The organism is Nocardia sp. CA-145437 (assembly GCF_050956485.1).
In the GTDB taxonomy this organism is placed as follows: Bacteria; Actinomycetota; Actinomycetes; order Mycobacteriales; family Mycobacteriaceae; genus Nocardia.
Genome location: NZ_CP191204.1, coordinates 4732738 through 4753646, shown reverse-complemented (window position 1 = coordinate 4753646; position 20909 = coordinate 4732738). Strand labels below are relative to the sequence as shown.

Annotated in this window: 20 protein-coding genes; 12 read left to right on the top strand and 8 right to left on the bottom strand. The window is 68.7% G+C overall.

All coding sequences use genetic code 11. The annotated features are described in order from the left end of the window. Positions 1-3 precede the first annotated feature (3 nt). A complete protein-coding gene (locus tag ACQPYY_RS22160; protein ID WP_433590848.1) occupies positions 4-1017 on the bottom strand; it encodes an alpha/beta hydrolase in 1014 nt (337 codons plus the stop codon). Between the two features lie 197 nt (positions 1018-1214). Between ACQPYY_RS22160 and ACQPYY_RS22155 the strand changes: the two genes are divergently transcribed. From ACQPYY_RS22155 to ACQPYY_RS22145, 3 genes are read left to right on the top strand one after another with little or no spacing between them, the layout of a single operon-like run. After that, a complete protein-coding gene (locus ACQPYY_RS22155) occupies positions 1215-1664 on the top strand; it encodes a helix-turn-helix transcriptional regulator (RefSeq protein WP_357287092.1) in 450 nt (149 codons plus the stop codon). A gap of 5 nt (positions 1665-1669) precedes the next feature. Continuing rightward, positions 1670-2083: a VOC family protein gene (locus tag ACQPYY_RS22150; protein ID WP_357287094.1), complete on the top strand. Its 414-nt coding sequence runs from the start codon at positions 1670-1672 to the stop codon at positions 2081-2083. A gap of 43 nt (positions 2084-2126) precedes the next feature. Further along, the gene (locus ACQPYY_RS22145) at positions 2127-4508 is read left to right on the top strand and encodes an ATP-binding cassette domain-containing protein (protein WP_433590847.1); all 2382 of its coding nucleotides are present in this window, start codon (positions 2127-2129) and stop codon (positions 4506-4508) included. Here ACQPYY_RS22145 and trpS read toward each other — a convergent pair. Further along, on the bottom strand, positions 4505-5557 hold the full coding sequence (gene trpS, locus ACQPYY_RS22140; protein ID WP_433590846.1) for a tryptophan--tRNA ligase: 1053 nt from the start codon (positions 5555-5557) through the stop codon (positions 4505-4507). The two genes, ACQPYY_RS22145 and trpS, sit on opposite strands and share 4 nt — an antisense overlap. A 239-nt stretch (positions 5558-5796) precedes the next feature. On the opposite strand from trpS, the gene ACQPYY_RS22135 reads away from it, so the two are divergent. Next, the gene (locus ACQPYY_RS22135; RefSeq protein ID WP_433590845.1) at positions 5797-5925 is read left to right on the top strand and encodes a hypothetical protein; all 129 of its coding nucleotides are present in this window, start codon (positions 5797-5799) and stop codon (positions 5923-5925) included. 77 nt (positions 5926-6002) lie between these two features. Then, positions 6003-6482, top strand: a complete 480-nt coding sequence (locus ACQPYY_RS22130; RefSeq protein WP_379104857.1) for a response regulator transcription factor — start codon at positions 6003-6005, stop codon at positions 6480-6482. A gap of 28 nt (positions 6483-6510) precedes the next feature. Here ACQPYY_RS22130 and ACQPYY_RS22125 read toward each other — a convergent pair whose 3' ends face one another. Together ACQPYY_RS22125 and ACQPYY_RS22120 are read right to left on the bottom strand one after the other, a co-directional pair. Next, positions 6511-6882: a nuclear transport factor 2 family protein gene (locus tag ACQPYY_RS22125; RefSeq protein WP_433590844.1), complete on the bottom strand. Its 372-nt coding sequence runs from the start codon at positions 6880-6882 to the stop codon at positions 6511-6513. 57 nt (positions 6883-6939) lie between these two features. Further along, a complete protein-coding gene (locus ACQPYY_RS22120) occupies positions 6940-7362 on the bottom strand; it encodes a VOC family protein (protein ID WP_433590843.1) in 423 nt (140 codons plus the stop codon). A 228-nt stretch (positions 7363-7590) separates the two neighbouring features. On the opposite strand from ACQPYY_RS22120, the gene ACQPYY_RS22115 reads away from it, so the two are divergent. Both ACQPYY_RS22115 and ACQPYY_RS22110 read left to right on the top strand, forming a co-directional pair. Continuing rightward, on the top strand, positions 7591-8286 hold the full coding sequence (locus tag ACQPYY_RS22115) for an alpha/beta hydrolase (protein ID WP_433590842.1): 696 nt from the start codon (positions 7591-7593) through the stop codon (positions 8284-8286). Positions 8287-8362: 76 nt separating this feature from the next. Further along, the gene (locus ACQPYY_RS22110; RefSeq protein ID WP_433590841.1) at positions 8363-9235 is read left to right on the top strand and encodes a class II glutamine amidotransferase; all 873 of its coding nucleotides are present in this window, start codon (positions 8363-8365) and stop codon (positions 9233-9235) included. Positions 9236-9482: 247 nt separating this feature from the next. On the opposite strand, the gene ACQPYY_RS22105 is transcribed toward ACQPYY_RS22110, so the two are convergent. After that, positions 9483-10394 (bottom strand): cupin domain-containing protein, encoded by a 912-nt coding sequence (locus ACQPYY_RS22105; RefSeq protein ID WP_433590840.1) that lies wholly within the window; start codon positions 10392-10394, stop codon positions 9483-9485. Positions 10395-10476: 82 nt separating this feature from the next. Here ACQPYY_RS22105 and ACQPYY_RS22100 point away from each other — a divergent pair, with 82 nt between their 5' ends. Further along, complete coding sequence (locus ACQPYY_RS22100; RefSeq protein WP_433590839.1) at positions 10477-11175, top strand: alpha/beta hydrolase; 699 nt, start codon at positions 10477-10479, stop codon at positions 11173-11175. A gap of 174 nt (positions 11176-11349) precedes the next feature. After that, a complete protein-coding gene (gene car / locus ACQPYY_RS22095; protein ID WP_433590838.1) occupies positions 11350-14880 on the top strand; it encodes a carboxylic acid reductase in 3531 nt (1176 codons plus the stop codon). A 7-nt stretch (positions 14881-14887) separates the two neighbouring features. Here the strand turns inward: car and ACQPYY_RS22090 are convergent, their stop codons facing one another. Further along, positions 14888-15532 carry a TetR family transcriptional regulator gene (locus ACQPYY_RS22090; RefSeq protein WP_433590837.1) on the bottom strand — a complete coding sequence of 215 codons (645 nt, stop codon included), beginning with the start codon at positions 15530-15532 and terminating at the stop codon, positions 14888-14890. Between the two features lie 176 nt (positions 15533-15708). Here ACQPYY_RS22090 and ACQPYY_RS22085 point away from each other — a divergent pair, with 176 nt between their 5' ends. Further along, positions 15709-16830 carry a lipase family protein gene (locus ACQPYY_RS22085; protein ID WP_433594701.1) on the top strand — a complete coding sequence of 374 codons (1122 nt, stop codon included), beginning with the start codon at positions 15709-15711 and terminating at the stop codon, positions 16828-16830. A 97-nt stretch (positions 16831-16927) separates the two neighbouring features. Here ACQPYY_RS22085 and ACQPYY_RS22080 read toward each other — a convergent pair whose 3' ends face one another. Then, positions 16928-17710, bottom strand: coding sequence for a VOC family protein (locus ACQPYY_RS22080; protein WP_433590836.1), 783 nt, complete (start codon positions 17708-17710; stop codon positions 16928-16930). A gap of 98 nt (positions 17711-17808) precedes the next feature. Then, complete coding sequence (locus ACQPYY_RS22075) at positions 17809-19596, bottom strand: ABC transporter ATP-binding protein (RefSeq protein WP_433590835.1); 1788 nt, start codon at positions 19594-19596, stop codon at positions 17809-17811. 84 nt (positions 19597-19680) lie between these two features. Between ACQPYY_RS22075 and ACQPYY_RS22070 the strand changes: the two genes are divergently transcribed. Beyond that, positions 19681-20163 carry a MarR family winged helix-turn-helix transcriptional regulator gene (locus ACQPYY_RS22070; RefSeq protein ID WP_433590834.1) on the top strand — a complete coding sequence of 161 codons (483 nt, stop codon included), beginning with the start codon at positions 19681-19683 and terminating at the stop codon, positions 20161-20163. A 64-nt stretch (positions 20164-20227) separates the two neighbouring features. Beyond that, a complete protein-coding gene (locus ACQPYY_RS22065) occupies positions 20228-20872 on the top strand; it encodes a pentapeptide repeat-containing protein (RefSeq protein ID WP_433590833.1) in 645 nt (214 codons plus the stop codon). Positions 20873-20909: the final 37 nt, after the last annotated feature.

The window sequence follows — 20909 nt, the reverse complement described above, 5'->3', positions numbered from 1 at the left end:
GGGTCAGATGCCCATGCCCGAGGCCAGCATCGGCCACGAGTCGTGCAGGGCCTCTTCCCAGTACGGCCAGTAGTGGGTGCCGACCGGGTCGTAGCGGAAGGTGCCCGGGATCTGCAGCGAGTCGAGCTTGCTCTGCAGGTTGTGGGTGCAGGCGTTGACCGCGCCCTCGATGATCATGCCCAGCGCCAGGTTCACGTCACCCTGCACGCCCGGGGCGGACTTGGTGTAGAACTCGACGTCGCGCATGAGCGGGATGCCGCTGCCGCTGGAGACGTAGAGCTGGGTGCCGCGCAGCTTCTCGGCATTGATGACCGGGTCGTTGGCGGCCCACAGCGGGCTGTCGGCCGGGCCGTACATATTGGCGGTGTTCCCGCCCGCCCAGGTCTCGACGGCCAGCTTCACGAACTGGCGGCCCATCGGGTCGGCGATCTGCGCGCATCCGCTGTAGGCGGCCACGGACTTGAACAGGCCCGGCTTGGCCTCGGCCAGCTGCAGCACCGAGGTGCCGGAGGTGGACAGGCCCGCCAGCGAGTTCAGGCCGGTGGAGCCGAGGGTGGCGTCCAGCAGCGGCGGCAGTTCCTGGGTGAAGAACGTCGTCCACTTGTTGACGCCCAGCTGCGGGTCGGTCTGGATCCAGTCGGCGTAGTAGCTGCCGCGGCCGCCGATCGGCTGGATGACATTGACCTGCTTGTCGGACAGGAAGCCCAGCGCGTTGGTCTGCGCGGACCAGCTGGCGGTGCCCTCGCCGGCGTCGAGGCCGTTGAGCAGGTACAGGTTGGGGGCGGGCTGGGATTCGTCGACCGGACGCTGCACGTCGACGGTGATGTCCCTGCCCATGGCCGCCGAGTAGACCTTCAGATGCCAGGTGCGGCCCTCCTTGGTCACCGAGGAGACCGAGGAGGCCTTGTCCTGGTCGGCCGATCCGATGCCGGCCGCGAGGGCCACGGACAGGACTGCGGAGAGGGCGACCGCGGCGGTGCGCAGGGCGGTCCGGTTACGTAGTGCAGAGAGCTTCATCGAAGAGCTGATCCCAGTTCTCGGGCCGTGCACGGCCGCATGTAGATCGGTGCCGGGTCCCGGATGTCCCGGGTTCCCCGCACGCTATGTCTTGTGTCAAGGCAAAACTGTTACCTGACAAATCGTCCAGGCGGTAGTCCCCAATCCGCCGGGCACGTCGTCACGGGGCTGTCGGCCCAGCGTGCGACCATCGAGGGGTGACGAGCAAACCCGACGAGGAACAGCGCCTACGGGACCTGGCGCGCCTGCGGCGGGTGCGGGACCGGATCGATCGCGAGTACGCGCGGCCGTTGGACGTGGAGGCGCTGGCGCGGGACGCGCACATCTCGGCCGGGCACCTGAGCCGGCAGTTCCGGGCGGCCTACGGCGAGTCGGTGTACGCGTATCTGATGACGCGGCGCATCGAGCGGGCCATGGCGCTGTTGCGGCGCGGGGATCTGAGCGTCACCGAAATCTGTTTCGCGGTGGGCTGTTCGTCGTTGGGCACGTTCAGCACCCGGTTCACCGAACTGGTCGGTGTGCCGCCGAGCGTGTACAAGCAGCAGATGGCCGACGCGCCCGAAGGCATGCCGTCGTGCGTGGAGAAACAGGTGACTCGACCGATCAGGAATCGAGAAGCCCAGGCGAGCGGCTCGCAACTAGCCTGATCGACATGGACATCACCATTCTCTCGAGCTTCCTCCCGCACAATGACGCGGACGCGGCGCTCGCGTTCTACCGCGACGCGCTCGGCTTCGAGCTGCGCAAGGATGTCGGCTACAACGGCCTGCGCTGGCTCACGGTGGGCCCGCCCGACCAGCCCGGAACCTCGATCGTGCTGCACCCGCCGGCCGTCGATCCGGGCATCACCGAGGACGAGCGCAAGCTCATCGTCGAGATGATGGCCAAGGGCACCTACGGCAGCGTCCTGCTGGCGTCCAAGGACGTGGATGCGGCCTTCGAGCGGTTGCAAGCGAACGACGCGGTCGAGATCGTCCAGGAGCCGACCGACCAGCCCTACGGCGTGCGCGACTTCGCCGTGCGCGACCCCGCGGGCAATATGGTCCGTATCCAGCAGGTGCCCTAACCGCTTTTCCGCCCGACCGGTCCGCCCTCAGATGGAGACACGCATGGCCCCGAGCAAGTCCACGAAGAACGCCCTGCCCGCCGCCGACGCCCACGATCTGATCCGGGTGGTCGGCGCCCGGGTGAACAACCTCAAGGACGTCTCCGTCGACCTGCCCAAGCGGCGGCTCACCGTGTTCACGGGCGTGTCCGGTTCGGGCAAGAGCTCGCTGGTCTTCGACACCATCGCCGCGGAGTCGCAGCGGTTGATCAACGAGACCTACAGCGCGTTCGTGCAGGGCTTCATGCCGAGCCTGGCCCGCCCGGACGTGGACGTACTGGAGGGCCTGACCACCGCGATCAGCGTCGACCAGCAGCGCATGGGCGGCGATCCGCGCTCCACCGTCGGCACCGCCACCGACGCCATGGCCATGCTGCGCATCCTGTTCAGCCGCCTGGGGCAGCCGCATATCGGCTCGCCGCAGGCGTTCTCGTTCAATGTGGCCTCGATCAGCGGCGCGGGCGCGGTGACCGTGGAGAAGGGCGGCAAGCAGGTCAAGGAGCGGCGCACCTTCTCGGTGACCGGTGGTATGTGCCCGCGCTGTGAGGGCCGCGGTTCGGTCAACGACATCGATCTGACCCAGCTCTACGACGACTCGAAGTCGTTGCGGGAGGGGCCGTTCACGATTCCGGGCTACAGCATGGACGGCTGGTTCGGGCGCATCTTCATGGGCAGCGGATTCTTCGATCCGGACAAGCCGATCAAGAAGTACAACAAGCGTGAGATCGCGGATCTGCTGTACAAGGAACCGACCAAGATCAAGGTCGAGGGCATCAACCTGACCTACGAGGGGCTGATCCCCAAGATCCGGAAGTCGATGCTGTCCAAGGACATCGACTCGCTGCAGCCGCACATCCGGGCCTTCGTCGAGCGCGCGGTCACCTTCCAGATCTGCCCCGACTGCCACGGCACCCGGCTCAGCGAGCTGGCCCGCTCCTCGAAGATCGACAAGATCAGCATCGCCGACGCGTGCGCCATGCAGGTCAGCGATCTGGCCGACTGGGTGCGCGGGCTCCGCGATCCGGGCGTCGCGCCGCTGCTCGAGGCGTTGCGGCAGGTGCTGGACTCGCTGGTGGAGATCGGACTGGGCTACCTGAGCCTGGACCGCGCCTCGGGCACGTTGTCGGGCGGAGAGGCCCAGCGCGTCAAGATGATCCGCCATCTCGGGTCCGCGCTCACCGACGTCACCTACGTGTTCGACGAGCCGACCGTGGGCCTGCACCCGCACGACATCCAGCGCATGAACGATCTGCTGCTGCGCCTGCGCGACAAGGGCAATACCGTGCTGGTGGTCGAGCACAAGCCGGAGACCATCGCCATCGCCGACCACGTCGTCGACATCGGCCCGGCCGCGGGTTCCGGCGGCGGCACCATCTGCTTCGAGGGCACCGTCGACGGACTGCGCGCCAGCGGCACCATCACCGGCCGCCACTTCGACGACCGCGCCGCGCTCAAGGACGCGGTGCGCGAGTCCGCGGGGGCGTTGAAGATTCGCGGCGCGACCGCCAACAACCTGCGGAAGGTCGACGTCGATATCCCACTCGGCGTGCTGGTGGTCATCACCGGTGTCGCGGGCTCGGGCAAGAGCTCGCTGGTGCACGGCTCGATCCCGGCCGGTGCCGGCGTGGTGTCGGTCGATCAGGGCGCGATCAAGGGGTCGCGGCGCAGCAACCCGGCCACCTACACCGGCCTGCTCGAACCGATCCGCAAGGCTTTCGCCAAGGCCAACGGCGTGAAACCCGCACTGTTCAGCGCGAATTCGGAGGGCGCGTGCCCGACCTGCAACGGCGCGGGCGTGATCTACAGCGACCTGGCCATCATGGCCGGGGTCGCCACCGTGTGCGAGGAGTGCGAGGGCAAGCGCTTCCAGGCGGCCGTGCTCGAATACAAGCTGGGCGGGCGCGACATCAGCGAGGTGCTGGCCATGCCGGTCGCCGAGGCCCTGGGCTTCTTCGCCGAGGGTGAGGCGAAAATTCCTGCCGCCCACAAGATCCTGGAACACCTCAACGAGGTCGGGCTGGGCTACGTGAGCCTGGGCCAGCCGCTGACCACGCTCTCCGGCGGTGAGCGGCAGCGCCTCAAGCTGGCCACCCACATGGGCGAGAAGGGCGGCGTCTACGTCCTCGACGAGCCGACCACCGGTCTGCACCTGGCCGATGTGGAGAACCTGCTCGGATTGCTGGACCGTCTGGTCGATTCCGGGAAGACGGTGATCGTGATCGAGCATCACCAGGCCGTCATGGCGCACGCCGACTGGATCATCGACCTGGGTCCGGGCGCGGGCCACGACGGTGGCAGCATCGTTTTCGAGGGCACGCCCGCGGACCTGGTGGCCGCGCGGTCCACCCTGACCGGCGAGCACCTGGCCGCGTACATCGGCTCCTAGTACACCGTCCCCATCGCCGCGCGCACCTCGTCGAGGGTGCGTTCGGCGATCTCGCCGGCGCGCCGATTGCCCTCGCGGACAAGGCCGATCGCGAAATCCGGGTCGGCGGCCAGTTCCTCGCGGCGGGCGCGGTGGGCGGCGAAGAAGTCGTTGACGGCGTCGGTGGCGAGCTTCTTGAGCGCCGAGCCGCCGCCGTCGCCGAGCTTGTCGGCCAGGGTCACCTCGTCGCTGCCCAGGCACAGGGCCGCGGTGGTGAGCAGCGCGGACACGCCGGGGCGGGCGTCGGGATCGAAGGTGATGCGGCGGTCGGCGTCGGTGGGGGCGCGCCGGATGAGCGCCGCGGTCTCGTCGGCGGTCATGGACAGCGAGATGGCGTTGCCGTAGCTCTTGCTCATCTTGCGCCCGTCCAGGCCGGGGATCTCCGGGGTGGAGGTGAGCAGCGCCCGCGGTTCCGGGAACACCTGGCCGAAGCGCTCATTGAAGCGCCGCGCGATGACCCGCGTGAGCTCCAGGTGCGGCAGCTGATCCTTGCCGACCGGCACCAGATCGCCCTTGCAGAACAGGATGTCGGCGGCCTGGTGCACCGGGTAGGTGAGCATCAACCCGCTCAGCGCCCGTCCCGACGCGGCGAGTTCGGTCTTCACCGTCGGATTGCGGTGCAACTCGGCCTCGGTGACCAGACTCAGGAACGGCAGCATCAGCTGGTGGAGGGCCGGCACCGCGGAATGGGTGAACACGGTGGCCCGGCTGGTGTCGATCCCGGCGGCCGCGTAGTCCAGCACCGCGTTCACCACGTTCTCGCGCACCCGGCCGAGGGTGTCGCGGTCGGTGATGACCTGGTAGTCGGCCAGGATCACCCACAGGTCCACGCCCAGCCCCTGCAGGCGCACCCGTTCCCGGATGGTGCCGAAGTAGTGGCCCAGATGCAGTCTGCCCGTGGGCCGTTCACCGGTGAGGACGCGGAAGCGGCCGGGCTGCGCGGCCACCTCGGCGGCCAGGTCGTCACTACGCTCGCGGGCGGCGGCGAAGGAATCCGACAATGTGGTCACCGTACAACTCCTGAAAGTTCATGGAGGGCTGCACGAGCAGGGTGTTCCGGTCGGGAAGCACGGGCCGCGTACAGCCCGTGGACATGGTTCAGCGGGCCGCTACTGCGACCAGCGCCATGCCTGCCGGATGTGAATCACTTGTCCACCATAACAAGTCGTGACAACAGGTTTTAGTTAGTCGGTCAAGCCGTGGTGGACCCCAGTGGAGCGCGACTGAAGTGGCGGTTGCCGCTCGTCTGGTGGCTGGCATTCTCATGGCCCATCTCCTGCCTCACTCGACCGTGCACCTGCACCCGGGCGGGCACATCGATCTCATCGTCGACGCGCCCACGCTCGCCGCGGTGATCGAGCGTTTCCGTCGTGCCTAGCGGTTGGTTACACGGATTCGTATGCCGACGTGCACCGAGGTTCCGAGGGGCGGAGACCCGTCGATGAAGGACCCACCGTGAGTCAATCACCTTGTTCTGAAACAGAAGTCACGTTGCCGCGGATCGCTGCGGCCGAGCCCAGCAGGATCCTTGTTGTAGAAAGCAACCCGGCGACCGCGGAGATCGAGGTACTGGTGCTGGCCAATGCCGGCCATGAAGTGGTTTCCGTGAGCAACGTTCAGCGTGCTCTCGCCGTCGCTCGGCGATGGAACCCAGACCTGGTGCTGGTCGAGCTCATCCTGCCGGACCTGCCAGGCACGCATCTGTGTCGGCAGCTTCGGAACCGTTCGCCGATTCCCATCATCGCGACGTCTCTCGATGGCAATCCCGACGCCATCGGTGACGCTTTCGCGGCCGGTGCATGTGACTACCTGCCCAAGCCGTTGAGAAGCAGTGAACTGCTCGACCGCATCAATCTCCGTCTCGCTGCTGAGCAGGCCGCTAGAGGCGCATACCAATTCGGCCGTGCGCAAGGACCCACTGGCTCCGCCTCCTGACGGCTGTTCAGGCCCCCGTGCCGAGCCGTCAGAGCGGCGGCCGGATCTCGGTGACGATGGTGTAGAGCTCGGCGATGCGGCCGTCTTCGACCCGTGCGATGTCCATCCCGCTGACCATTGGAGGCCGGTCGGGCGGCCCGTAATGGAAGCCGAGGTGACCGATGTCGTCGAGCCCGGACGCCGGGCCCGCGGGCCAGAAGACCCAGTCGGGGTTGTCCGTCAGCATCTCGGCGGCCCTACGCTCGAACTCGGTGCGTCCCTGATTGATCCGGTCCGGTTCATGCCACACCACATCGCGGGTGTAGGTCTCGGCGATCACGGCGGCCCGGCGATCGGGGTCGGGTTCGTTGAAGACATCGAGCAGGTTGCGCCGCATGAGCTCGGTGGGCGAACTGGTCATGGCGAATCCTTTCCGATCCCGATTGGGACACCGAGCCGAGCTCGCCGTCCTGCACTTCTAGCGTGCTTTGTTCCAAGCTTTGTGGACGAACTCGATGCGGTTTCCGTCGATATCGCGCACATTGGCAGCGTAGTAACCGGGCGCGAAGTAGGTTCGGTCCGCCGGTTTGCCTTCGTCGATTCCGCCCGCCCTGAGGGCCGCGGCATAGGCGGCGTCGACCATTTCGTTGCTGTCGCAGACGATTCCGAGGTAGAGGCCCGTCTCGCCGGACTCGCGCTGTCGCAGCCAAATGCTCGAGCCGACCTGTACGCCGGAGAGGTAGTCGGCGTCGCCGATGCCGAAGAGGTCGGGCACATTCTCCGGCCCGGAGTACGCGTTGTAGTTGCCGAAAGCACGCCAGCCCGCCGGGGCGAGAGCCTCGAGATAGAAGGCCAGCGCCTGCTCGATATCGGTGACGGAGATGTAGACGTGGTCGATCACTGAACATCCTCTTTCCACGCGAAGGCGGTGGCCTGGTCGAACTCGTCGAAGGTTCGTGCGGGGCGGCCGGTGATCTGCTCGACCTGAGGCCAGGTATCACCGGAATATGTGAGGGATTGGACGGTCTATTCTGTCCCAGGATGGTGTTGCGGAATGTAAGCGAGTCTGTACCGGCCAGGTAGGTCGCTCACGGCTGACCAAGGCCGGCCTTCGTCCAAGGAGCAGCGCATGTCATCGCAGACCAAGCCGAGCATCGTGTTCGCCCATGGGCTATGGGCCGACGGATCATGCTTCAGCAAGCTCATTCCCTCGCTGCAGGCGGAGGGGCACGAGGTGTTCGCCTCGCAGCACGGCCTCAATTCGCTCGAGAGCGACGTCGCATGCGTCAACTTCACGATCGACCATGTACCCGGCCCGGTCGTGCTCGTCGGCCATTCCTACGGCGGAACCCTGGTCACCAAGGCGGGCATGCACGACCGCGTCCGCGCGCTGGTATTCATCGCGGCGCTCGCCCCCGACGAGAACGAGACGTCCCAGGACCAGCAGAACCAGTTCGCCCGCACCCCACTGTTCGACCACATCGAAATCGGCGGCGGGCGCATCTGGCTGAAGCCCTCGGGCGTCCCGCACTTCTGCGGCGACCTACCCGAGGCCGAGCAGAGGCTCGTCCTCGCCACCGGGGCCGTGCCGGACGCCGACCTGTTCAACCAGCAGGTACCGGGTACAGCCTGGAAGACCAAGCCGAGCTGGTACATCGTCGCCAACAACGACCGCACCGTGAATCCCGAACTGGAACGCGCCGCGGCCAAGCGCATGGGTGCCAAGACCTACGACATCGACAGCAGTCACGTCCCGATGCTGTCGAATCCCGAGTTCGTCCTCGACGTCATCCGCGACGCCGCGGCGTCCATTCAGAGCGAGTAGCCGAGCCGGAGACCGACGCTCCCGCACATGGCGGCATGCTCGGGCGCGTCTTCGCCTCTCGTGAGAGGAGTTGGTCATGTGCCGCCTGTTCGGACTCTCGGCCGCGCCGCAGCGGGTGCGCGCCACCTTCTGGTTGCTGAACGCGCCCGACAGCCTGTCCCAGCAAAGTCACCGCGAACCTGACGGCGTCGGCCTGGGCACCTTCACCGCGGCGGGTGCGCCGCTGGTGGCGAAGCAGCCGATCGCCGCCTATGCGGACCGGCTCTTCGCGCAGGAGGCGCGCGCATGCGAATCCGAAACCTTCGTCGCGCATGTTCGATTCGCCTCCACGGGCGGGCTGAAGACGCGCAATACCCACCCGTTCGAGCAGCACGGGCGCCTGTTCGCGCACAACGGGGTGCTGGAGGGGCTCGACGAGCTGGATCACGAACTCGGTGACTATCGCCGACTGGTCCACGGTGACACCGACTCCGAGCGCTTCTTCGCCCTGATCACGGCCCGGATCGACCATCATGCCGGCGATGTCACCGCGGGCATCACCGACGCGGTCGGCTGGATCGCCGACCGGCTGCCGCTCTACGCACTCAACCTGATTCTCACCACCGCGACCGAGCTGTGGGCCCTGCGCTATCCCGACACCCACGACCTGTATGTCCTCGAGCGCGCCGCCGGTGGCGCACAGGGCGATCGGCGGCTCGACCACGCGAGTCACCGTCATCGGGGCATTCGCACCAGCAGTGGCGCGCTGACCGACTATCCCGCTGTCGTCATCGCCACCGAACGCATGGACGACGACCCCGGATGGCGGCTCCTCGCCTCCGGCGAACTGCTCCATGTCACCGGGCATCTGCACGTGCGGTCCAGCATTGTTCGGGATTCCCCGCCCCGCCACCTGCTTTCGCTCGCCGACCTGGACGAGACCGCCGCCGCCTCCCAGACCGCACACTGACGATCGCCGCTGCGGCATGGTCCGGTCGGTCACTCCGGTCGCGAGGCCCGGGCCAGATCGACAGTGGCCGTACGCAAGTCGGCGATGCTGTCGACGGGCGTGAGATGGCAGATACGGGTGACCGCGATGCCGCGCGGGGTGGTGACCCGCAGGTCGAGGCCGAAGCGGTCGGGCGAATACCGTCCACCACAACCGATTTCACCAAGGACCTGCGCCGGTCGCCGGTTTCGTCGGACAGAGGCTAAGGTCAGGGGCGGGCCGGGGTGTCGCCCTTGCGGTAGCGCAGCGGCGGGGTGTCGTAGCGGCGGCGGAACGCGCGGCTGAAGGCGGCCTCGGAGTCGTAGCCGACCTGGTGGGCGACGGCCGCGATGGGAATCGTGGTGGTGCGCAACAGGGTTGCGGCGCGCGCCAGGCGGCGGTCGGCCAGATAGGCGGCGGGCGCGCGGCCCAGCCGGCGGGTGAAGCGGTCGGTGAAGGTGGTACGCGACATGGACGCCAGCGCCGCCAGATCCGAGACCGTCCACGGGGCGGCGGGTGCCCGGTGCACGGCGGTGAGGACCGGGGCGAGTGCCGGGTCGAGGGCGGCGGTCAGCCATCCGGGGGCGGCGGTGTCGGTGGACCAGGCGCGCAGCGCGTGGATGAACAGCAGGTCGAGGATGCGCGAGATCATGGCGGCCGCGCCCGGACGTGGATCGGTGACCTCGACCATCAGCAGATTCAGGCTCAACGGCAGCCAATCGCGGGCGCGGCCGGCGGCATCGATGTGGATCGCGGGGGCGAGCACGGAAAGCAATGGGGCGGCCTGGGGTTCGTCGACCAGGAACGAGCCGGTGACCCAGCGGGTGTCGGCGGTCAGCGGCGTCACGGTGTGGCCGTCGCCGCGGGCCAGCACCACCATGTCGCCGGAATGCGCTGTGGTGAGCCCGGATTCGCCGTCCACGCGGATCTCGACGGCGCCCTGCTCGACGATGTGGAGCACCCGTTTCCCGGCCGGAACCCGCACCGGAGCATCGGAGTCGGCGGTGTGCCGGGCGACGGTCTCGCCGCGCAGCCGCACCGTCTCCAGGATCTCCGACAGGGCGTCCAGCCCCGCCAGTTCCGCCGGGTTCGGCAAGGCGGCATCCGGTGATTCGGCAAAGTTTTGCGGTGTTTCCGTCATGGTCTTTGCTCCATCATCCGAATAGCGTAGATCTCGCAACCCGGGAAGCACACGAGATCAGTACTTCGAGAGGAGATACGCCATGGCGGACAAACCTGCGATCGTTCTGGTACACGGATTCTGGGGTGGTGCGGCGCACTGGGCCAAGGTCATCGTGGAATTGCGGCGGCGCGGCTACGAGTCGCTGTACGCGGTGGAGAACCCGCTCACCGGGCTGGCCGACGATGCCGCCCGGACCCAGAAGATGGTGCGCCAGATCGCCGGGCCGGTCCTGCTGGTGGGTCATTCGTATGGTGGGGCGGTCATCACCGAGGCCGGTGATCTGCCCAATGTCGAGGGCCTGGTCTACGTCGCGGCCTTCGCGCCGGACGCGGGGGAGAGCCCCGGTCGGATCACCGAGCAGCTGCCCCCGGCGGCGGTCGCGGCCATCGCGCCGGATTCGGACGGCTACCTGTGGATCGCGCAGGACAAATTCCACGACAGTTTCTGTCAGGACCTGACCGAGGACGAGGCCCTGGTCATGGCCGTCACCCAGAAAGCTCCGGTGGGTTCGGCCTTCGGGGACCCGGTCACCGCCCCGGCCTGGAAGGCCAAGCCGACCTGGTATCAGGTGTCCACCGAGGACCGCATGATCAACCCGGACAACGAGCGGCGCATGGCCGAGCGCACGGGTCCGCGCCGCATTGTGGAGTTGCCCGCGAGCCACGCCTCGCTGGCCTCGCAGCCGGGCGCGATCGCGGATCTGATCGATGCCGCCGTGGCGGATCTGGGCTACAGCTAGCCCCCAACTGACGCGCGGTGCATTCTGTTGTTCGGGGATGCACCGCGGAGTCTTGACTTTCCTGCTCCGCGCCCGCATCGTAAGAATACTTAGCGAAGCTAAGCGATTGGGAGAAATCCCGGCGCCCGAACCGGATTCGGGGCGTGCGGTCACGGGAGATCCAGGGAGGCAGTGATGGTCGAGGACGTCGCGCGTGCGGAGCTGACCCAGCGATTGGCGGATCGGCTCGCCCGCGCCGAGGCCGCCCGGCGCTTCGAGGCGCTGCTGGTCGACGATCAGGTCCGCGCGCTGGTGCCCTCGCCCGAGATCGCGGCCGCGGCCCAGCGGCCCGGGCTGGCGATGGCCGAGGTCGTGGCGATCCTCATGGACGGGTACGCCGACCGTCCGGCCATCGCCGAGCGGGCCGGTGAGATCGTGGCCGGCCCGGATGGCCGGCGCACCCGGCGGCTGTTGCCCGAGTACCGCGCCATCACCTACCGCGAATTGTGGTCGCGCGCGGGCGCACTCGCCGCCGCGTGGCACGCGGACATGCGGAATCCCTTGCGCCCCGGCGATTTTCTGTGCTCGCTGGGCCTGGTCAGCGGCGACCTCACCGCGGTCGAGCTGGCGACCGTCCGGCTCGGCCTGGTGAGTGTGCCGTTGCAGGCGAATGCCCCGGCCGCGCAATGGCATTCGATCATCACCGAGACCGGTGCCCGGGCGTTGGCGGTGAGCCTGGAACTACTCATTCCCGCCCTCGACTGCGTCCTCGACGGCACCCCGGTGGAATCGCTGGTGGTCTTCGACTTCGATCCCGGCGACGACGACCAGGCCGAGACCTATGCCGCCGCGCGACGCCGCATCGCCGAGTCGGGCGCCGCGCTGACGCTGGAAACCCTTGCCGCCGTGACCGATCGGGGCCGCGACCTGCCGCCGGTCCCGCCCTACGTGCCGGCCGACCCCGACGAGCCCGCGCTGCTCATCTACACCTCCGGCAGCACCGGCACCCCCAAGGGCGCGATCTACACCCACCGCCTGGTGACCGGAATGTGGCAAGGCCCGGCTCAGATCCCGGTCCCGGTGCTGAACTTCTGCTACATGCCGATGAGCCACGTCGCCGGGCGCATGGTGGTGAACGGCACCTTCTCCCGCGGCGGCACCGCCTACTGCACCGCCTCGGGCGACATGTCGACCCTGTTCGAGGATTTCCGGCTGGCCCAGCCCACCGAGGCGTTCTTCGTGCCGCGCGTGTGCGAGATGGTGTTCCAGCGCTACCAGAGCGAATCGCAGCGCCGGCTGGCCGCGGGCGCGTCCGCCGAGGAGGCCGCGGCCGCCGCGAAAACCGCCTTGCGGCAGGACTTCCTGGGTGAGCGCCTGGCCCGCGTCATGGTCGGCAGCGCGCCCATCTCCGCGGAGATGAAGGAGTTCATGAACGCGGTGCTCGATCAGCCGCTCATCGACGGCTACGGCTCCACGGAGGCGGGCGGCGGCCTGCTCATCGACAACGAGATCCGCCGGCCCCCGGTGCTCGACTACAAGCTCGCCGACGTGCCCGAACTCGGCTACTTCGCCACCGACAAGCCGTATCCGCGCGGCGAGTTCCTGGTGAAGTCGATCCTGCAGGTCCCCGGCTATTTCAAGCGGCCCGAGCTGACCGCGGAGATGTTCGACGAGGACGGCTTCTACCGCACCGGCGACATCGTCGCCGAGGTCAGCCCTGACCACCTGGTGTACGTCGACCGGCGCAACAATGTGCTCAAGCTGTCGCAGGGCGAGTTCGTGACGGTGGCCAAGCTGGAGGCGGTCTACGCCACCAGCCCGCTCATCGCCCAGATCTTCGTGCACGGCTCCAGCGAACGCTCGCATCTGCTGGCCGTCATCGTGCCCACCGACGCGGCCCGCGCGCTCGAGCCCGCCGAACGGACCGCCGCCATCGCCGAGTCGCTGCGGCAGCTGGCCAAGGACGCCGACCTGGAGTCCTACGAGATCCCGCGCGAGTTCCTGCTCGAATCCGAGCCCTTCACCCAGGACAACGGGCTGCTGTCGGGGATCGGAAAACTGTTGCGGCCCAAGCTGGGAGAACGCTACGGCGACCGGCTCGAGGAGCTCTACCGGGCCCAGGCCCGGCGGCAGGAGGACGACCTGGCCGCGTTGCGCGTCGCGGCCACCGATCGGCCGGTGCTCGAGACGGTGCGCAAGGCGGCGTGCGCGATCCTGGGCGGCGGTGAGCCCGCGGCGGATGAGCACTTCACCGAGCTGGGCGGCGATTCGCTGTCGGCGCTGTCGTATTCGACGCTGCTGCGGGACATCTTCGGCATCGAGGTGCCGGTGGGCGTCATCGTCAGTCCCGCCAACGACTTCACCGGGCTGGCCGCGTACATCGAGGCCGCGCGCGCCGGTGACATCCGCCCGACCGCGGCGACGGTGCACGGCGGCACCGAGATCCGCGCCGCGGACCTCACCCTGGACAAGTTCCTCGACGCGCCGACCCTGGCGGCCGCCCCCGATCTGCGGCTCGCCCCGCAGCCGCCGCGCACGGTGCTGCTCACCGGCGCGAACGGCTACCTGGGCCGGTTCCTGTGCCTGGAATGGCTGGAGCGCCTGGATGATTCGGATGGCACCCTGATCTGCGTGATCCGCGGCCGCGACGCCGAGTCCGCGCGGGCGCGGCTCGACGAGGTGTTCGACAGCGGTGATCCGGCGCTGCTCGCGCGCTACCGGGAGCTCGCCGCGCGCCGCCTGCGCGTGCTGGCCGGTGACCTCGCCGACCCGTATTTCGGCCTGGATCACCAGGTGTGGCAGGACCTGGCCGCCACCGTCGATCTGATCGTGCACCCCGCCGCCCTGGTCAATCACGTGCTGCCCTACGACCAGCTGTTCGCCCCCAATGTGGTGGGCACCGCCGAGGTGATCCGGCTGGCCCTGACCACGGTCCGCAAGCCGGTGACGTACCTGTCCACGGTCGCGGTGGCCGCGCAGATCGATCCCGCGGTCTTCACCGAGGACGGCGACATCCGCGAGATCAGCCCCGTGCGTTCCCTCGACGACGGTTACGCCAACGGCTACGGCAACAGCAAGTGGGCCGGTGAGGTCCTGTTGCGCGAGGCCCACGAGCTGTGCGGGCTGCCGGTGGCGGTGTTCCGCTCCGACATGATCCTGGCGCACACCACCTTCGCCGGTCAGCTGAACCTGCCCGACATGTTCACCCGGCTGCTGCTCAGCGTGCTCGCCACCGGCCTGGCCCCGAAGTCGTTCTACGCCTTGGACGCTCGCGGCGAACGGCAGCGCGCCCACTACGACGGCCTGCCCGCCGACTTCACCGCCGCCGCCATCACCGCTCTCGGCGCCCGCGTCACCGCGGGTTTCGACAGCTACGACGTGCTCAACCCGCACGACGACGGCATCTCCCTCGACGAATTCGTCGACTGGCTCATCGAGTCCGGCCATCCCATCGATCGCATCGACTCGCACCGCGACTGGTTCACCCGCTTCGAGACCGCCCTGCGCGCGCTCCCGGAGAAACAACGCACCTACTCGTTGCTCCCGCTGCTGCACGCCTACCGCCACCCCGCGCCGCCGATCCCCGGCGCGGCGCTCCCGGCCAAGCGCTTCCAGACCGCGGTGCAACAGGCGAAACTCGGCCCGACCGGCGATATCCCGCATCTGGGCCGGTCGCTCATCGACAAGTACGCGGCCGATTTGAGGCTGCGCGGCCTGCTGCGCTGAGCGGCGGCTACCGCCCGGATCCGCGTGCCGCCGCGGGGATCTCGAGCCCGTGCTGGATCGCGGCGACGGCGTCGTCGAGGATTTCGTAGAGGCTGCGCAGTGACGGGTCCGCGCCGGCCACCCAATGGTCGAGCCCGACGCCGAAGGCCGCGAAGCAGGTCGCGGCGGCCAGTTTCGCCCGCAGGTCGTCGGCGCTGAGCCCGGCCCGGCGGGCGAAACTGCGAGCCAGGGCGTCGCGGCGGCCGAAGGCCCCGGTGAAATTCTCCTGGCGCAGTTGCGGATTGGCGATCAGCACCAGTCGCGCCCGCCGGGCCGTGTCGGCCTGGCGGCGCCGCAGGTCGAGTTCGGCGTCGTCGAGCAGGAAGTCACGCAGCGCCGCGCGCAATGCGACGAATACCGCCTCACCGGGCGGACGGCGGTCCAGGGCTGCCAGCAGGTAGGACATGACGTCCTTCTCGTGGCTGAAGACCACGGCCGTCTTGGCGGGGAAGTGGCGGTGGAAGGTGCGCCGCGAGACCTGCGCGGCGTCGGCGATCTCCTGCACGGTGGTCGCCTCGAAGCCGCGCCGCTCGAACAGCAGCAGCGCGGCGTCGATCAGCTCGCGCCGTACCCTGGCCTTCTCGCGTTCCCGCATCCCGGTGGCTGCCGTCATCCCGACCTTTCGTGCCGTGTCACCCCCTGGTGTCTCAAAGTGACACTTCTCAGGATAGTCTCGCGGAAGTGTCTCACTGTGACACCGGAGCGAGACGAGTACGAGAGGACTCCTCGATGACGCGATGTGCCTGGCCCCGCCGCGGTGGCGCCATGATCACCCTGCGCGGTGGCGCCATGATCACCCTGGTCTCGGCGGCCGTGCTGGCCGCCGGGCCGCTCGCCGCCACCGCCGTGGCCGCCCCGCCCGCTCAGGCCGAGAGCACGTCCCCGGGCGCGGTCGTCGCGAATGCGGAGCTGCCGCAGCACCTGTGGCTCGACGGCACCGGATCGGCCCGCAAACTCACCTACTGGACCCGCGATTCCGCCGATCAGCCGGCGCTGTCCACCGGCGTCGTGTTCACCCCGGCGGGCACCCCGCCGCCCGGCGGCTGGCCGGTGCTGTCGTGGGAGCACGGCACGGTCGGCATCGGCGACGACTGCGCGCCCTCGGTGACCGGTCGCTCCGAGCGCGACAACGGCTTCCTGGCCACCTGGCTGCGGCAGGGCTACGCCATCGTCGCCACCGACTACATCGGGCTGGGCACCCCCGGTGTGCACGCCTACCTCGACGGCCGCGCCGAGGCGCACGCCGCCATCGACATGGTGCGCGCCGCCCGTGCGGTGGACCGGTCGCTGGCCTCGAAGTGGGTCGCGATCGGTCAGTCGCAGGGCGGCGGGGCCGCGGTGTTCACCGCCTCGCTCGCGACTCGCTATGCGCCCGAACTGGACTACCGCGGCGCGGTCGCCACCGGCCCGGCCTCCAATATCGTCGACGCGGCCACGCTGATCGGCCCGGGCACGACCGTCGGGTCCCCGCACATCACCGCCTACGCCACCTACGTCCTCAACGGCCTGAAGGCGGCCCGCCCGGACTTCGATCTGGACAGCTACCTCAGCCCGGAAGGCAAGGACCTGGTCGAGGACGCCAAGACGTTGTGCTTCACGCCGCTGGCCGAACGCGCCGACGGACTGACGCTGGGGCGGCTGCTGTCGCGTCCGCTGGCCCAGGGCGATTTCGTGCCCACCGCGCGTTCGGTCATGGATGTGCCCCTGACCGGGTACGACCGGCCGCTGTTCATCGGCCAGGGCACCAACGACACCGACGTCCCCGCGCCGCTGACCGCCAAGCTGGTCGCCGACATGGCGCTGGCGGGCACCTTCCCCGAGGTGCACGTCTACGCGGGCAAGGACCACAGTGGCGCGATGCTGGCCTCGCTGGCCGACAGCGTGCCCTTCGTGGCCCGGCTCTTCGCCTGACGCGAACCGCTCCGAGTACGCGAAAGGCCGAGTGGCGCACTGCCACTCGGCCCTCGTGCTCGGCTGCGCGTCAGCCGCTGGTGACGGTGGTGTCGCGTCAGCCGCTGGTGACGGTGGTGTCGATGAGGCCGAACACCTCACCCTGCGGTCCGGACACGATGCCCATGCGTCCGAAGGGACTGTCCGAGGGACCCATGAGGACGGTCGCGCCCAGCGAGTTCGCCTTGTTCAGCGCGGCGTCGGCGCCCGCGACCTGGAACCAGGTCAGCCAGTAGTTGGGTGCGCCGGCGGGCTGGCCGCTGCTGTCGGCCATTCCGCCCATCGGCCGTCCGTCCGGACCTGCGAAAGTGGAGTAGGGCATCTGCTCGTTGCCGATCTCGTCGAAGGACCAGCCGAAGACGGAGTTGTAGAAGTCCTGTGACGGCTTGTAGCCGGTGGTCTGCAGGTCGTTCCAGCAGTACGCGCCGGGCTCGTTGTAGATCTGGGCGCCGGTGTGCGCCTTGGCTTCCCAGACGCCGAACACCGCGCCCGCGGTGTCGGCGGCGATGAACATGCGCCCGACGTCCATGACGTCGAAGGGCGGCATGAAGACCGCGCCGCCGGCCTCGGTCACCGCGCCCGCGATCTTGTCGGCGCTGTCGGCGGCGAAGTAGGTGGTCCACACCGAGGGCATGGGGTCGGGGCCCATCTTGGGTCCGATGCCGGCGGCGGGTTTGCCGTCGAGCATGGCCATCAGATAGCCGCCGGCCTCGGGCGGGCTGTCGAGGACTTCCCAGCCGAGCAGCTGGGAGTAGAAGTCCCGCGCGGCGGCGGGATCGTCGACCGAGCAGTCGACCCAACACGGAGTTCCTTGCGGCCAAACCTTGTCTGTCGTGGGCATCCGGATCCTCCCGATAACGGTCGGTGGCGGCCGGCCGCTGCGGTCGGCCGGACCCAGAATACCGATTGGTCCGCCGTGATCGGTGCGATCCGTCCAGGTCAGACGTCCAACGACCCGACCACGTCGTCGAAGGTGTCGCGGGCCAGCAGCTCCGCATAGAACCCATTGCGCTCGACCAGTTCCCGATGCGTCCCGCGCTCCACCACACGGCCGCGGTCGAGCACCACGATCTGATCGGCGTCGCGGATGGTCGACAATCGGTGCGCGATCGTAATGGTGGTCCGATTCGCCGACAGCGTGTCGATGGCGGCCTGCACCTCCCGCTCGGTGCGGGTGTCCAGTGCGCTGGTCGCCTCGTCGAGCACCATGATCGGCGGATTGCGCAGGATCGCCCGCGCCACCGCCAGCCGCTGCTTCTCGCCGCCGGAGAACCGGTAGCCGCGCTCGCCGACCAGGGTGTCGTAGCCGTCGGGCAGGCTCATGATGTGGTCGTGGATCTGCGCCGCGCGCGCCGCGGCGTGCAGTTCGGCCTCGGTGGCATCGGGTTTGGCGAAGCGCAGGTTGTCGGCGACCGAGGAGTGGAACAGGTAGGTCTCCTGCGACACCACGCCCACCGCCGCGGACAGGCCGGCGAACGACAGGTCCCGCACATCGACCCCGTCGACGGTGACCCGTCCGGCCGTCACGTCGTAGAGCCGCGCTACCAGATAGCCGAGAGTCGTCTTGCCCGAACCGGTTTCGCCGACGATGGCCAGGCTGGTCCCGGCGGGCACGTCGATGTCGATGTCGCTGAGCACGTCCCGGTCCGCGTCGTAGGCGAAGCCGACCCGCTCGAACCGCACCGCACCGGTCACCCGCTCGGGCAACGGGGTGGGTCGCACGGGCTCCTCGATATCGGGTCGCAGATCCAGGTATTCGAAGATGCGCCCGAACAGCGCCAGGGAGCTCTGGATGTCCACGCCGGTCGACAGCAGCATCACCGACGGCCGCAGCAGGCCGCTCTGCAGCGTCGTGAACGCGACCAGGGTGCCGATCGACACCAGCGGGTGCCCCGAGGCGACGGTCATGCCCGCCGCCCAGTAGACCACCGCGGGCATGGCCGCCATCACGATGGAGATGGTGGACTGCCGCCACCGCCCGGCCATACTGGCGTGGATCTCGAGATCCACCAGCCCGCGCGATTCCCGGGTGAAGTCCTCGACCAGGGCGGGGGAGCGGCCCATGGTGCGCGCCAGCAGGATTCCGCTCACCGACAGCGATTCCTCCACGATCGCCGACATGCCCGCCAGCTTGCGCTGCTTCTCCCCGGTGATGCGCCGGCGCTCGGAGCCGACCCGGCGGCTGATCCACACGAACAGCGGCAGCATGGCCAGCGAGACCAGGGTGAGCCGCCAATCGAGCGCGAACATGGCGATGACCGCCGCGACGACGGAGGTGAAGTTGGAGACCAGGGAGGTGAGCGTCGAGGTGACGGTGGACTGCATGCCGCCGATGTCGTTGGCGATGCGCGACTGCACCTCGCCGGTGCGGGTGGCGGTGAAGAACGACAGCGGCATGGATTGCAGCCGCGCGTAGACCGCCGAGCGCAGATCGTGCATGACGTCCTGGCCGACGCCGGTCGAGATGTAGGTCTGCAGCACGCCGAACACGCTGTTCAACGCGGCCACGGCGATCATGCCCGCGGCCAGCACAGTGAGCAGGCCGGTGCGGCCGCCGGGCAGGGCGTCGTCGATGATGCCGCGCAGCAGGAACGGGGAGGCCAGGCCGGCCAGCGAGGCCAGGCCGACCAGGGCCGCGACCAGGGCCAGGCGTCCCCGATAGGGGTGGAAGAGCCGGACGATCCGGCGAAGTTCTGTTTCCGAAGTCTGATTCGCTTTCGAAGTCACAGCGCCTCCTTTCGCAGGGAGTCACACGCTGTAACTGAGTCTGACTCATTATTGTTCCGAGGACAATGAGTTATGCTCTGAATCATGTCGAGCACGCCCGCGGACCAGCCGCGCGCCACCGGGGAACCCCGCGAGGACGACCTCGCCGACCTGTTCCTGCGCGCGACCAAACGCCTGCACCGCACCCAGGCCACGCGACTGTCCCCGCTGGGCCTGACCCCGGCCCAGGCCCGCGCGCTGCGCATCATCGGCCGCGCCGCCGAGCACGGGGACGAACCGCTGCGCATGTCCGCGCTGGCCGAACACCTGGGCATCGTGCCGCGCTCGGCCACCACCGTGGTCGACGCGCTGGTGGCCGCGGGTCTGGTTGCCCGCGAAGCGGATCCGGCCAATCGCCGCGCCACCCTGGTGACCCCGACCGCCGCCGGTCGCGACGCGCTCGACCGCATGTTCGCGGCTCGGCGCGACGCCGCCGAGGAGATGTTCGCCGCCCTCACCGCGGAACAGCGCTATACCCTGCGTGATCTGCTCGCCGCACTGACCTCCGGCGAATCCGCGCCGCGCTGACGGGCATACAGTCGGGCGTGTTCGCCGATCCGAGCTCGTCATCTCCCCAGCAAGGAGCCCGATAATGCCGCGTGAGCTGGCAGACCTGCCCTTCGCCCGTTTCCTGGAACCGCAGGACGCGCTGCGCGACGAAGGCGCGTACGACTGCGCGCATTTCGACGGCCTGTCCCTGGACGACCCGCAGCTGCGCGGGGTCACCTTCACCGAGTGCGCCATCTCGGCCACCACCGTGAACGGTGGCTTCTTCCGGTATTCGCGCTTCAACGACGTCTGGCTGGGCAGCACCCGCTGGATCCGCACCGACCTGTCCGAAACCAATTGGATGGACGTGGAATTCGTGATGGCCGCGCTGTCGGGGGTGGAGGCGTTCGGTTCGGTGCTGCGCCGGGTGAGCTTCCACAACTGCAAGTTCGATTCGGTGAACCTGCGCGGCGCGACCCTCACCGATGTCTCGTTCGTGGACTGCGTGCTGCGCGATGTGGACATCAGCGAGGCCAAGGCGACCTCGGTGAGCTTCCCGGGCTCGGAGATCTCCGGGTTGTCGCTGCGCAACGCGAAGCTGAAGAAGGTGGATCTGCGCCAGGCCCGGTCGATCGGCGTCTCCAGCGGTGTCGAGTCGCTGTCGGGCGCGCTGGTCACCAACACTCAGCTGCTCGAGCTGGCCCCGGTGTTCGCGCACGCGTTCGGGATCGTGGTCAAGGATCTCTGAGTTGGTAGCGCTAGTGAACTGACTCGAGTTACGCTGC